Source organism: Hassallia byssoidea VB512170, from assembly GCF_000817785.2.
Taxonomy (GTDB): domain Bacteria; phylum Cyanobacteriota; class Cyanobacteriia; order Cyanobacteriales; family Nostocaceae; genus Hassallia; species Hassallia carrinoi.
Window position 1 is genome coordinate 1 of the sequence record NZ_JTCM02000148.1, and the last position, 13,436, is coordinate 13,436.

General features: G+C 42.9%; 15 protein-coding genes. 4 read left to right on the forward strand and 11 right to left on the reverse strand.

Annotated features, from left to right (window positions below):
- Window positions 1–271: 271 nt before the first annotated feature.
- On the reverse strand, window positions 272–829 hold the full coding sequence (locus PI95_RS32130) for a PadR family transcriptional regulator (RefSeq protein WP_039752919.1): 558 nt from the start codon (window positions 827–829) through the stop codon (window positions 272–274).
- A gap of 106 nt (window positions 830–935) precedes the next feature.
- Here PI95_RS32130 and PI95_RS32135 point away from each other — a divergent pair, with 106 nt between their 5' ends.
- Window positions 936–1,685, forward strand: a complete 750-nt coding sequence (locus PI95_RS32135; RefSeq protein ID WP_052325773.1) for an FAD-dependent oxidoreductase — start codon at window positions 936–938, stop codon at window positions 1,683–1,685.
- Window positions 1,682–2,023 (forward strand): hypothetical protein, encoded by a 342-nt coding sequence (locus PI95_RS32140; RefSeq protein ID WP_052325772.1) that lies wholly within the window; start codon window positions 1,682–1,684, stop codon window positions 2,021–2,023. Before PI95_RS32135 ends, PI95_RS32140 begins: the two co-directional genes overlap by 4 nt.
- 21 nt (window positions 2,024–2,044) lie before the next feature.
- On the opposite strand, the gene PI95_RS32145 is transcribed toward PI95_RS32140, so the two are convergent.
- From PI95_RS32145 to rpmI, 8 genes are all read right to left on the reverse strand, one after another.
- A complete protein-coding gene (locus tag PI95_RS32145) occupies window positions 2,045–2,515 on the reverse strand; it encodes an immunity protein CdiI family protein (protein ID WP_236117287.1) in 471 nt (156 codons plus the stop codon).
- Between the two features lie 35 nt (window positions 2,516–2,550).
- The gene (locus tag PI95_RS32150) at window positions 2,551–2,835 is read right to left on the reverse strand and encodes a type II toxin-antitoxin system RelE/ParE family toxin (RefSeq protein ID WP_039752918.1); all 285 of its coding nucleotides are present in this window, start codon (window positions 2,833–2,835) and stop codon (window positions 2,551–2,553) included.
- The gene (locus PI95_RS32155) at window positions 2,832–3,056 is read right to left on the reverse strand and encodes a hypothetical protein (protein ID WP_039752917.1); all 225 of its coding nucleotides are present in this window, start codon (window positions 3,054–3,056) and stop codon (window positions 2,832–2,834) included. Before PI95_RS32155 ends, PI95_RS32150 begins: the two co-directional genes overlap by 4 nt.
- Before the next feature lie 575 nt (window positions 3,057–3,631).
- Complete coding sequence (gene bchB, locus PI95_RS32160) at window positions 3,632–5,158, reverse strand: ferredoxin:protochlorophyllide reductase (ATP-dependent) subunit B (protein WP_039752916.1); 1,527 nt, start codon at window positions 5,156–5,158, stop codon at window positions 3,632–3,634.
- 316 nt (window positions 5,159–5,474) lie between these two features.
- Window positions 5,475–5,999 (reverse strand): tetratricopeptide repeat protein, encoded by a 525-nt coding sequence (locus tag PI95_RS32165; protein ID WP_039752915.1) that lies wholly within the window; start codon window positions 5,997–5,999, stop codon window positions 5,475–5,477.
- Between the two features lie 119 nt (window positions 6,000–6,118).
- Window positions 6,119–6,958, reverse strand: a complete 840-nt coding sequence (locus tag PI95_RS32170) for a transporter substrate-binding domain-containing protein (protein ID WP_039754036.1) — start codon at window positions 6,956–6,958, stop codon at window positions 6,119–6,121.
- Window positions 6,959–6,969: 11 nt separating this feature from the next.
- The gene (gene rplT, locus PI95_RS32175) at window positions 6,970–7,326 is read right to left on the reverse strand and encodes a 50S ribosomal protein L20 (protein ID WP_039752914.1); all 357 of its coding nucleotides are present in this window, start codon (window positions 7,324–7,326) and stop codon (window positions 6,970–6,972) included.
- Window positions 7,327–7,345: 19 nt separating this feature from the next.
- On the reverse strand, window positions 7,346–7,543 hold the full coding sequence (gene rpmI, locus PI95_RS32180; protein ID WP_039752913.1) for a 50S ribosomal protein L35: 198 nt from the start codon (window positions 7,541–7,543) through the stop codon (window positions 7,346–7,348).
- Between the two features lie 80 nt (window positions 7,544–7,623).
- Between rpmI and PI95_RS32185 the strand changes: the two genes are divergently transcribed.
- The gene (locus PI95_RS32185) at window positions 7,624–8,238 is read left to right on the forward strand and encodes a Uma2 family endonuclease (protein WP_039754035.1); all 615 of its coding nucleotides are present in this window, start codon (window positions 7,624–7,626) and stop codon (window positions 8,236–8,238) included.
- A gap of 175 nt (window positions 8,239–8,413) precedes the next feature.
- Here the strand turns inward: PI95_RS32185 and PI95_RS32190 are convergent, their stop codons facing one another.
- Both PI95_RS32190 and PI95_RS32195 read right to left on the reverse strand, forming a co-directional pair.
- Window positions 8,414–8,821: a hypothetical protein gene (locus PI95_RS32190; protein WP_039752912.1), complete on the reverse strand. Its 408-nt coding sequence runs from the start codon at window positions 8,819–8,821 to the stop codon at window positions 8,414–8,416.
- Between the two features lie 186 nt (window positions 8,822–9,007).
- Window positions 9,008–11,521 (reverse strand): ATP-dependent helicase, encoded by a 2,514-nt coding sequence (locus tag PI95_RS32195; RefSeq protein WP_039752911.1) that lies wholly within the window; start codon window positions 11,519–11,521, stop codon window positions 9,008–9,010.
- A gap of 135 nt (window positions 11,522–11,656) precedes the next feature.
- Here PI95_RS32195 and PI95_RS32200 point away from each other — a divergent pair, with 135 nt between their 5' ends.
- A complete protein-coding gene (locus PI95_RS32200; RefSeq protein WP_163519387.1) occupies window positions 11,657–13,321 on the forward strand; it encodes a glycosyltransferase family 39 protein in 1,665 nt (554 codons plus the stop codon).
- The last annotated feature ends 115 nt before the right edge of the window (window positions 13,322–13,436 follow it).

Genomic DNA, 13,436 nt, shown 5'->3' on the forward strand with positions numbered 1-13,436 from the left:
AAAAAATCAGACAAAACCGGACAGCCATATAGCTGAAATAGTCGTGGAGTTTTGAGGATCTTTAATACAAGGCTGTCCGGTAATGTCGGCGTTTTAGCGTAGGGGTGTTGGGAATCGGTCATAGGGCAAGCGAAAAATTCTGCGTTTGCTTGAAGGCAAAGCGATCGCACCTTAATATAAATCAGCTTCGTAATGTCACTTGTTACTACACTGTACTTTTAGTTCTTTCGTTTGAAATAAGCACTACATCAAATTTGACTAAGAGTTTTCGCTACTTGGTTACCCCATGCTCAAGCTGCTGGGCGACCCAGTAACACCACTCACTGTACATCCGCTCGTAGCCAATACCTAGCATTAGAACAGCATATGAACCAAACTGCGGCGAGTCAACTTGCTGTATGTGAGATTCGGCAAGCATTTCCTGCAAGACTGCCTCATACATATTGAGTTGCTCACTATGTAGCTGCGCGTGAGTGAGAAAGAGTTGCCGCGCTTCATCTGGTGAGGCTAGCCACAGAGAATAAGCACGAAGAATAAGCTCATCACGAAGCATTGATACATCCATTGGTGTGGACACCCACTTACGCAACGCATCTTCGCCTGCTGATGTAATAGTATAAACCTTTTTATCAGGCTGGTCTTGCTGCTCTACTACTGTGTAAGTGACCAAACTCTGCGCTTCGAGTTTTGCCAACTCCGGATAAATTTGACTGTGCCTAGCACGCCAGAAGAAGCTAATGGGTTTCTGCATTTTTCGTGACAGATCGTATCCAGAACACGGTTCGCGTGCCAGTAAACCTAGTAGCGCATAGCCAAGAATTGAAGTCATTTTTTTATGTCAGTAATAGCATATGACATAGTTTACATATGGAGAAGATTAACATAGACTCTTAAATAGTTCCATATGTAAGTATTGTCATATATTAAAAGAGACATTGGATATTGCACCAGCAAGCGATGCCACAGGCGAGCGAAGAGCGGGTCTACGCGAAGCTGTAGTCATTGGTGGTAGTATGGCGGGACTCCTAGTTGCCCGCGTCCTCACAGACTACTTTGATCGCGTAACTATCATTGACCGCGATACCTTTCCCAACTTGCCAGACCATCGTCGGGGTGTACCCCAATCTCATCACGCACACACGCTTTTACCACGCGGACAAAAGATTATCGATGATCTGTTTCCAGGCATCATGGATGAGATGCGCGCTAGCGGAGCGCTATCTACCTACGGAGTTGTTCCAGTAGCAGTAGTTACTGTTGCTGGGATGCTACCGATGCAGAAGCTGGAAAGCGAGTTTTTAAGGTTTAGTCGGTTCAAGCTTGAGTGGCACGTCCGCCATCGTTTAGAGGCGCAGACTAAGGTGCGCTTCCTCAGCAATTGTGAAGTAACAGGCTTGCTGTCTACGCAAGATTTGACTAGGGTAAACGGTGTTCGCCTGCACAGCCGCAATGCAGACATCGGCGTTGAAGAGCTACAGGCGGATCTCGTTGTGGATGCTAGCGGTCGCCGCTCGCACTCACCTCAATGGCTGGTTGACTTGGGCTACGAAGCACCAGAAGAAGAAACTATTAATTCTGGAATAGGCTACGCTTCACGCTTCTACGCCAAACCTGCTGACTTTCCAGGTCAGTGGCAAAGCATTATTATCAACGGTCGTCCGCCCCACAACCCGCGTACTGTGTGATATCGCCAATTGAGGATAATCGTTGGCACGTGACATTGGGTGGCTATGCTGGCAACTATCCACCGACTGACGAAGCAGGCTTTCTTCAGTGGGCACGTGACTTGGTAGACCCCAGCATCTATGAGGCAATCCGAGTTGCCGAACCGCTTTCTCCCATACTCGGATATCGTATCCCTCAAAACCGAATCCGCCACTTTGAACGATTGGATCGCTTGCCGCTTGGCTTCATTGTTACAGGTGACTCTGTATGTGCCTTTGTAGATGTGTTGCTGACTCTTAACGCAAATGATTTTACGCGATTAGGAGAGGATGTAGCGCAGTTGGTGCAACCAAAGTAATGCGATCGCATGACTTCTGACTCATCCAAACCCCAGACAAAAGCCTATCACTGAGGGGAAAGCAATAATGCTTTTGTTGAAATTAGCACGCTTTGAGCGCGTAAAACTGACAATTCGCTCTCGTGAGTTAAAACTTTGCCTAGGCGATCGCGCTAAAATAGACAACTTCATAGTTAGGGGTTGGGTAAATCCTTGACAAGAATGGACAACCGTCCTGGCGCAGGGGGCAAGTTCTTTTTGCAATTGCTTCCACAGGCTGATTCCTTCTGACTCAAAAGCCGCTTCAGCATCTGCACTCTCGAAAAAAAGTGAGTCAGCAGGATCAGCCCAATTTAAAGTAGTATCGTAAGCCTTTGCCCACCTATGCAAGCGTTCGATAGTATCCTCACTCAGAGGTAAACTTGCTGGGTCTATATCACCTACTTCCGAGGGTTCTTCCCACCACAAGGGGTCACACCCATAATCTACCATTAGCTTAATTTTTTTGGACATAAAAACCTGGCATCAACATAAATCATCTATGCTATTCAATACACTTCATCATGTGTACCAATATCAATCAATACAATTAATTCTTCCTTCGTCTCGCTATCCTGCTCAAAATTATAAATAATTCGGCAATCATACTCAACGGAACATGCCCATAATCCCTCTAATTGTCCCTGCAATTTATGCGCTTTCAAGGATTGAGCAAACGGCTCATTCGCTAACAATTCCAACGCAGCAAAAATTTTTTCTTCTAGCTTGGGGTTTTTGCGAACAGTACGCTTAAAAGCCCGCTTAAAACTTTTGTCCCAAACCAGAGTTTTCATTCATCTTCTGCCAATAAATCAGCTTTCAGGTCAGTAAGCGAACCACGCTTTGCTGTACCTGTTCGCAGCGCTGTTAATGTGTCTGTGGCGTTTTTGGCAATTTCCATACGTCGCTTTTCAATGCGTCTCTTTTGAATCAGATCAATTAACAAGTTTTGTTCTTCTTCCGATAGTTCCTCAACATATTCAATTACAGCTTGAAAAGATACAGGTTTATTCATTTTTATGTTTGTCCAACTACTGCAATGATTATAAACAGTCAGCGAAGTGGTATAGTGACTTCGGTTAAGCGATCGCACTACTTAGCACAAATACCGCTGATGAAGTGAAAATAGCAGATTATCTTTACAAAAATCTATATATCTATTATTAAGGTCTTGTATTCCGTTCTATACGACTTAGAAGGTCGATGATTGCTATCAACACTCCTGTAAAAACATATATAGAAATACAAGTAATCACCCCATAAATTAAATATCCTAAAAATACTATTCCAAAACCTCCACCGATTGTTAAATTCTGACGAAAAAATGAAAAAAATACTATCAAAAAAAGAGCTGTAAGGAAGAAGCCGAGAAACTGAATTATTTTTAGGATAGTTATAAATCTGGTGTACAGTCTATTTTGATTAGAACCGCTGGGTGGTGGGTTGCTGCTCATATATATGCCATTTTTATTAAATTATTTTATACAAAAAAAGTTATTTAATAAAGAATAACAGGAAGAGTGTTCTTTCAAAGAACACTCTTTTATGAAACCGAAGCTATCAGTTTATGGCTGATAGTTGAATTCTAACTTACGCTCCGACTGATTCCTTCGCGGCGTACAGTACTTCTACGTTGATATCTTTAAAACCGCGATCGCGTGCAAATTTCTCGGTATTTCGCTTCACTTTCCCCCGCACAAATCCAGGAATCTTATTCAATTCTGCCAAACCATCTTTTGTCCAGTTCAAATCTGATTCCGCAGAAATTCCTTTGGTAATCACTTCTTTGGTGTCATGTCCGCCAAAGATTTCTAATAGATGATCTTCCATTCCCAAAGTAAAGGAATTGTACACCAAATCTGCAATTTGATTTGTCCCTTCATAACCCATGAATGGTTTGTAACCAAGGGGGAAGTTTTGAATGTGGATCGGTGCAGCAATTACACCACAAGGAATATCCAAACGTTTACCTACGTGACGTTCCATTTGCGTACCGAAAATGGCTGAAGGTTCAACACGAGCGATCGCGTCTCCAATTGCGCCATGATCTTCAGTAATCAGCACTTCGTCGCAATACTCGCTCACCTGTTCGCGGAACCAGTCAGCATCATATTTGCAGTAGGTTCCCGCCCATACTACATGAATTCCCATCTCCCGTGCTAAAATCTTGGTCATCGCCGCAGCGTGGGTATTATCACCAAACACTACTGCTTTCTTACCAGTCAAGTTCTGACAGTCAATCGAACGCGAGAACCATGCAGCCTGCGATACATGCAAAGTTTGCTCGTTGATGAACTCTTCGTAATCTACATCAGCGCCTTGAGCGTTTATCACCTGCTGAATTTTACGGATACATCTAGCACTTTCTACTACACCCATTGGCGTAATGTCTACGCAAGGAATGCCGAATTCAGCTTCAAGGTAGCTAGCCGCCATTAAACCGAGTTCGCGGTAAGGTGCGAGGTTAAACCAGGCGCGGGGCATCTTTTTAATATCGTACACCGAAGCGCCTTCGGGAATGACGGTATTTACCTCGATTCCTAAATCAGCCATCAACCGCTTAAGTTCGGTGCAGTCGTGCTGGTTGTGGAAACCAAGGGTAGAAGAACCGATGATGTTAACAGAGGGTTTTTCGGTTTTTCCTTCTGGAAGTTCGCCTTTTTTGCGAGCTTTCTCAATATAGTATTGAACGATTTGTTGCAAAGTGCGATCGGCAGCTTGCAGTTCGTTGAAGCGGTAGTGATTCACATCCGCTAGCATGACATCACATGAAGCTTCTAACTGCGATCGCTCCACAAAGTTGTGTAAATCTTCTTGGAGAATACTAGAGGTGCAGGTAGGAGTTAACACAATCAAATCGGGGTGTTCCTCAGCATCTTTGCGGGTGATGTTATCTACCACTTTTTCTTGAGAACCCCGCGCTAAAACGTTGCGATCTACGACGCTGGTTGTCACCGGAGTGAAGTTACGCTCGCGCTCTAGCATCGAACGCATAACGTTAAAATAGTCATCGCCCAGTGGAGCGTGCATGATCGCATGAACGTTTTTAAAAGAACTGGCAACCCGCAGTGTGCCAATGTGGGCAGGACCAGCATACATCCAGTAAGCCAATTTCATTACTGTGTTCTCCCTTTAATTGAAACCGACATGGACAATAAGTGCTTGATTGTTAAATCGTCTCTGATTCTCTCAAATGTTGCAGTTCTTAGGGAATAGACGCTTACAGGACTTTACACAAATGGCGATCGCTCAAACCTTGTTACTGATTGGCATTCAGCTTCATATTTAAACAACATTTGTGTTGTCAAAGTTATATAAATCTTAATTATTTAGAAAATTTCATATAAATAAAGACTGGGGATTAGGGGCTAGGGGCTAGGAATTAAGAAATATGGGTAAGATTCTTTTCCATTCCCTAGTCCCCAGTCCCTAATTACGCAGAAACCAGGCGTCGCAAAGATTGAGCGCGGCGTTTTGCCGTAGCATTATTTGCATCAATTTTCAGTGCTTGTTCGTACATTTCTAGAGCTTGAGCATTTAAATTCTTTTTCTCGTACGCATGAGCGAGATTATTCATAGCTGTTACATACTCAGGTTTAGATTTAAGCGCTTCTTTGTATTGACGAATCGCTAAATCATACTGCTCTTGTGCGAAGTAAGTATACCCCAGTCCATTATAAATCGGGGCGGTATTTTCTTCTCCCTCTTCTTCAGCAGCTTTAAGGGCTTTTTGAAACAGAGCGATCGCCTGAGAAAACACTTTCTTTTCCGAATAAATACTCGCTAACTCATAATATTCTTGAGTCGTACCCTTGGATGTACTCAGTTTTTTCCGCAAGCGTGACATTGAGCTTTCCAGCCTGCGAGTTTTGAAAACTTGCCGAAAAATGCTCACGACTGTAAAGCCGAGCAACACAACGAAAATTGAGAGATAAATAACCGCTAGATTGTTATCCATTGTTTTTATTAAAATTAGGGACTGGGGATTGGGGACAAGGGCGACGGGCGTGGGCGACGGGCGTGGGGACAAGGAGGACAAGAGGTGACTCCTAACTCATAACTCCTAACTCCTAACTCCTAACTCCTAACTCTTAATTCAGATTGAGGTAATCCCCAGTATTTTACGCGTTCAGTAAGCCAACCATTAGCTATGTAACGAGCGATCGCTTCATTTACTCGCTGTCGCAATTCATCGTACTGCAATCCCTTGGGCATTACTACCGATAAGGGTTGTGTTGATAGTTTGGTTGAAAGTAAGCGATAACCGCTATATTGTTGCACCCAACCGCTGAGGACGCTTGCATCTGCGGCAAAAGCATCTGCGGTATTCTTTTCTAAAAGCGATCGCGCTTCTTCGTAAGAATTCACTCCCACTAATTCAGCATTTGGTATATAATATTTAACTTCCGCAATCGTGCTAGACTTTTTCAAAACGGCTATTTTCCGTCTGGCAAAATCCGCAAGCCGTTGCGCTGAAGCATCTTTGGTAAGTAATACAGTCCCATCAAAATAGTAGGGAACACTAAAGCTAACTAAACGAGAGCGTGATTCAGTTGCTGTGACTCTAGCTATAGTCAGATCAACTTGATTATTTAAAACTACAGTCATGCGATCGCGATTGCTTGTAGGTTTAAACTTAACTACGTTTTCTTTGCCTAATAAGTCTTGCGCTAAGGCTTTCGCTAAATCAATTTCTAAACCTTGCAGTTTGCCGCTGACATCAGTAAATCCTAGCGGACGTAAATTATTTTTTACGGCTATTTTTAAGTACCCGCGCTGCTGAATTTCTGGCATTTCTGCCGCATTTGCAGTTAATTGGCTGTCTGCAAAACAAAAGAGCAATAAAACAATTAAAGTAGCGGATAATACCAGATGTAACCGAGTAATTGCTTTCCATCTGTTACATCCGTTATTCATCCGTTGCATCTTTATCCCTTTGCTTGGCTGGCTAATTCAGCAACTTTGCTGAAACCTGCCGGATCGAGGACTGCCATTTGCGCTAACATTTTGCGATTGAGTTCGATGTTGGCTTTTTTGAGATTGCCCATCAACTGACTGTAACTCATACCGTGTAGGCGTGCGGCAGCGTTAATGCGGGTGATCCACAGACGACGAAAATCGCGTTTGCGGTTTTTGCGATCGCGATAAGCACTCCGCAGCGCTTTCATCACTTGTTGATTAGCGGTTCTAAACAAAGTTGAGTGAGAACCGCGAAAGCCTTTGGCTAGTTTGAGAATTTTTTTGCGGCGTTTACGAGCAACGTTACCGCGTTTTACTCTTGTCATTGTTTAATTTGGGATTAATTTACAAATAGGGAAGCATTAAGCGTACATTTTCAGCATCGCGTTCGTCTACAACTGCCATCTTCGACAATTTCTGCTTTTTGTTAGCAGTTTTGTGCTGTAGAAGGTGATTCTTAAAGGCTTTGCGACGCATAATTTTACCTGTAGCGGTAACGCGGAATCGTTTCGCCGCTGCTTTACGGGTTTTTAGTTTGGGCATAAACTAACTTAATTCGACACGATCCCTAATTATAAGCTAAAAGAAATAAATTGAACGAATTATCAAAGCGCGGAGATTTTATGCTAACCACCAAGAAGCTGACTTTTGAGGAATTTCTCGCTCAGTATCCAGATGGCTATGGTATTTTTGAACTTGTGAATGGCGAGATTGTTCAGGTGGAAGCGACTAGAGCGCATAAAAATGTAGCACGATTTTTAATGTTTAGTTTCAATGATGAAATTAGACGCTTAGAACTAGATTACATTGTTGACAAGGATATAGTCTTTAGAACTAAAACTGCTCAGGGGAGAGAACAAGGTAGAAACCCTGATGTGGGTGTAGTTCTTGCTTCTGTGTGGAATGAAAATGTATTAGCATATGGTGCTTTAACTGAACCGATACAACTTGCCGTAGAAGTGGTATCAACTAATTGGGAAGATGATTACGTTGACAAGTTAGACGAGTATCAACGGCTGGGTATTGCTGAGTATTGGATTGTTGATTATCTAGCGATCGCCTCCCGCAATTATCTTGGTAATCCCAAAGTTCCCTCGGTTTTTGTTTACCAGTTAATTGACGGAGAATATCAAGTTCAACAATATAAGGAGTCTGAGCGCATTATCTCACAGACTTTCCCAGAACTAGCGATAACAGTCGAGCAAGTCGTTACCGCCAGCTTGATTCATAAATTGTAACAGTGTACGTGAAATTGAGAGCGTTCGCTTGTCTTAAACACCTTGCGTCAACGCCAAAGAAATCTACAAATTTTCTTCCCAAGTCAAAAAAATCTATATCTTAAGTATGATGCAAATAATACCGCACAAACCTATAATTTTTTTGCCAGGTGAAATAAATCAAAAATCGATTGGTTTACACCAGAGTTTGCGGGCAATAGCCTAATTTTTTGACAAACTGCTCCCGAAACGCCTCAATTTCCTCTTTATTAGGGCTACCGTGAGAGACAATCGATATTTGGTAGCGACGCATCGTTTTTACAGGACACTGCCCAGATTCTAAACTTAGAAGTGCCATCTGCAAACGCTTTTGCGGCTCGTAGCTAATGCCTAATTCATTTAAAAAAGCTCGAAGGTTTCCAGATTCCAAAGGCGTAATCTGACTATTTAGCTTGATTCGCACTAACCAGCCATCAATCTCATGAATTATCGTGACACAGAAAACGGGTATTTCCGGTTTAGCGTGGAGGTGTTGAATCAGTCTCAGCGTTAAACTGGCGTTTGGCAGAAAGTACAAGTATTCTCTATCGGTGCTTAATTTCATAACTGCTCCTTTTATGCGGTTTCTACATCTATCAAAAGTGGTATATGTTGCAGATATAACATATCATCTTTAAGGAAGATATCAACGAATCTCGCTGTAATTCTTAATAAGCGTAACTTTACTTAACTTATGCATTTTTGGGCTTGACAAAACTCTCGTAGAGACGTTCCACTGAAACGTCTCTACTTATTTGAACACTGTTGTCATCATCACACATCCGGGAAACTGCTGCTTTAACGCTGGAAAAACCGGACATGCAGCTTGTTGTTGTAAATTATCCGGTTTACTCCAAGTAAATGGCGCTTTTTGGGCGGCAGACATCCACAACAAACGCTTTGCCCGCGTCATGGCGACATATAATAAACGGTATTCTTCAGCAGTTTTCAGGTGTTTTGCCTGTTCCCAAGCAGCGGTGGTGCTGGGTATGCTTTCTTCACCGTGGAGGGCGGCGCGAATTTGGGCGCGAGCAACTTCTGATAAAGTAAAATCGCCTAAAAACTGCCTTTGGGGAGGAACCCAAAATCTACCGGGAATTAAGTTTTCGTGCAAAAAGGGCAGAAAAACAAAGTCCCAATCTAGTCCTTTTGCTTTGTGCATGGTGATGATGGTAAGTTGACCGCGACGGGTGTAACGCGCTTCTACATCTTCGGTTTCCACTGGTTCAAATCGTTCGGAACTGACGATTTCACTTAAAGCTGCCAGCATCGTCCCCATTGAACTATTACCAGCTATTTGCCGATTTACCCTTTCTGCAAGTTTGTCTGCTGTCGCAAGTTCGGCTTGGTCGTAATTTAACACCAAAGCGATGAAGGAAATTAGCTGATATAAAGGCAGTTCTAAGCGAGCGCGAAGTAAACTGCGACACAAGCGGCAGGCTTTTTGCACCGATTCTGTTTGCGGTGATGCCAACGGACCCGGATAGAGAAATTCTTCGGGAAGACTCGCGAGGGCGTTAAGGTCTTGTGTGGGGACTAACTGACGCTGTACCAAGACTTCTAAGGCAGCTTTCAGGTAATCGGGGGAATGCGGGCGATCGCAAAATTGCAGTATTGCCAAAATATCTTCTGGGACATGAGAATGGCGATCGCGTTCCCCCACATCGTAAAGTACAATTTTATGCTCTTTGCACACAGGGGCAAGCGCTTCAGCTAACCAGCGTCCTTGGCGATTTTCCCGGACTAACACTGCCGCATGGGTATTCGTTGGATCTTCGGCAAATAACTCAATTACCCTTTGAGAAAGTAACTCGACGGTGTGATGAATATCGCGTGGGGTGTAAAGTTCTAATCCCGTACCGATTGGTTGTGGATTAACATCATCTTGGCGATGATTCGGTTCAACCGGGTAAATTGTTTGCGGTCTAAATGGAGTTGTGGAAATACGATTATTTGCACCATTTTTAATTGAATCCTTTTTATAAAGACCATTCACCCATTCCAAAGCAAAGTTTGCCGCTTCGATGATAATTTCAGTACTGCGACCAGCCTGATACATTGTCACTAGTCTGTCTTGCGCTTTGCACTCTTCGCAAAATTGCCGAAAATAAATTGGATCGGCTGGGGTAAAGCTAGAGTTAATCGCTTGGTTAGGATCGCCGACACGCACTAAGTTGATTAAGGATGAGGGAGACAAGGGAGAGGGGGGAGATGAGGGAGAGGGGGGAGACAAGGGAGACAAGGGAGAGGGGGGAGACAAGGGAGAAATTTTTCCAAGTCGTCCCCCTTGTCCTCCTTGTCCCCCTTGTCCCCCTTGTCCTTCCACTTCCGCGTCGCTTGCCAAAATTTCTAAAAGCTTCGTCTGTAAGGGGCTGGAATCTTGAGCTTCGTCTTCAAAGACGGCGAAAACTTGGTTTTGCTCGATTCGTCTGGCGCTGTCGTTTTCTAAGACGCGCAAGGCGGCTAAAATCATGTCGTCGTAGTCGATGAAGTCACGCGATCGCATTAAATTCTGATATTGTTCATATAATCCGGCGGCTACGCTCAAAATAGCGTATTCATCTGTGGTTTGTTTACTCCACTCGCGCAACTGTTCTGGGGATATACCGGAACTTTTTGCTTCGTGAATCACTGTCAGCGCCAATTCTGGCAATACTTCGGTTCGCAGCACTGATTGACGACGCAATCTTTCTGTTTCTTCCCCGTCAAATTGATGACCTTCCAACAATCGGTAATAACGGTCAGAATTATTGGCAATCCATTGTTCGACGGCGGTACGTATAAAACGGTGACTTTGGCTTGGTGTAATTAATGTGACATTTTCTAACTGCAAACCGGATAAATCGGCATGACGACTGGCGATGTTTAATGCCAAACCGTGCAAGGTATAGACAGTGAAACCTGTTTGAGGTAGAGATAAATTGTCTCTTAAATATTCGCGAATTTTCGCTTTAATATTGGCAGCCGCAGAGCGAGTAAAGGTGACTACAATTAGTTGACGACGCGCTTTTATGCGATTGGCAGATTCATATTGACGAGCGATCGCGATCGCCGCAGTCGCTGCCATACCTGTGGATTTTCCAGCACCGGGAACTGCGGAAACAGCTAAAGGACCAAAACGCCAGTCAGCCATTTGTTGTTGTCCTAGTCGCAAACTGTTGCGGATAAGTGCTACAGCGGTTTCCCGCACCGAAGAAGCTGATTGCGGAGATATTTCTTTTTCAGATTCGTGAGGCACCGGATCGGTAAAATTAGTGTCTGACATCAAAGGGGGAATTGGTAATTGGGAATTGGTAATTGGGAATTGGTAATTGGGAATTGGGAATTGCTAATGAGAAAAGTTATTACCCATTACCCATTACCCATTACCCATTACCCAATCTTTATTAATAGCTAAATAATGAAAAAACGTGTTTGCATACATTATCTAATTTTAATTGGCGCGATCGCTCTTGGCGCAATTTTGCGATTTTGGCATTTGGATTTAAAACCGTTGTGGATGGATGAGGTGATTACTGCCATCTTCAGCTTGGGCAAAAGTTATAATGATTTGCCTTTAGGTGTGGTGTTTCCGCTTGAGCGAGTGCAGGAGATTTTTACTTTTCAGCCGAAAGTTAGCTGTGCGGAAATTGCCGAAAATATTGCCCGACAATCTACGCATCCACCGCTGTTTTTTTGCTCTATGCACGCTTGGCTGGGATGGCTGAGTCCATTAGGGCAAGAGTGGGTGGAAAAATTGCGCGAGCTTCCGGCTTTATTTGGTGTGGGAGCGATCGCCGCAATTTATGCTGTTAATCTCGCCTTTTCTAAAACATCTGCTTTAACGGCAGCAGCTGTAATGGCAGTCTCACCTTTTGCTGTTTACCTATCCCAAGAAGCACGACATTACACTTTGCCCATGCTCTTGATCACTTTAGGGTTATTGGGGTTAATGCAAATTCAACAAGACATCTTTCAAAAACAAAAAGTTAGATTTTGGGTTTGGTTCAGATGGGCAATTATTAATATTATAGCTCTTTATGTACACTACTTTTGTGTTTTGGCATTTCTCGCTCAGATAGCAACGTTAATTTTACTTATATATTATCCCCTATACGATAAGTCTATCAAGCTTAAGCGTCAAATCTGGTTTGCCTTAATTCTATCTCTTAGTGCTGTTGCGATTAGCTTTATTCCTTGGTTTATGGTGACGCTGAGTCATTTTCATCGTTCGGAAACTGATTGGCTGAATTCTCCTGCACACATCGCTCCTTTTTATCAAACTTTGATTAATTGGGTGTTGATGGTGATTAGTTTACCTGTTGAAAATCAGCCTTTACCAATAGCAATTATCTCTGGTTTGTTAATGTTGATGTTTGCTATTTGGGTAGGACGGCAAATCTTTCTAGGTTTAAGGCTTTTGTGGGGTACACCAAAAACTCATTTAGCTACATTAACGCTTTTAAGTTTTTCGGGTTGGGTGTTGTTAGAATTCTTTGCCATTGTCTATTTATTGAATAAAGATATTACTATTGTTCCGCGTTACAATTTCGTTTATTATCCGAGTTTCTGTGCTTTAATAGCAGCTAGCCTTGATAGAATTCAAAATTCAAAATTCAAAATTCAAAAACAAATATTTATTTTTTTACTGGTTGGTGTTCTAAGTTCGAGTTTTGTTGTTTCTAACTTAGTATTTGAAAAGCCTTTCAAGCCAGAGCAAGTTGCTCGTCATATCAACCAAAATGCTGCTGTACCGCTGATGGTTGTTATGGCATATAGAGATTATCAAGATGTGGCTTTGGGTTTAAGTTTTGCTTTAGAAGTGGAAAAAGTTAGAAAGATTATCAAGAGCGAAAAGTTAGATAAATTTGCTTTTTTTAAGAACTCGCAAGAACTTTCTGTTTGGCAACAACTTTCTCAACTACCTGCACCCGCAATTTCTAAAATGAATTTATGGGTTATTGCACCGGGAATAAAACGACGAGATTATCCACCGCAGATAGTAATGTCTCGGTTCAATTGCACAATTGATTCTACGCAGCATTACCGTATCGGAGTGCCTTATCAATTGTATCGCTGTATGTAATCAAGGAAGAGGGGGAAAGGGGTTTCACAAACAATAGACACTCATTGACAGCCTTCTCCTTCGGAGACGCTAGCGCGAACATCCGATCCGGTCGTGGGGTGTTGAGGATCTAGTA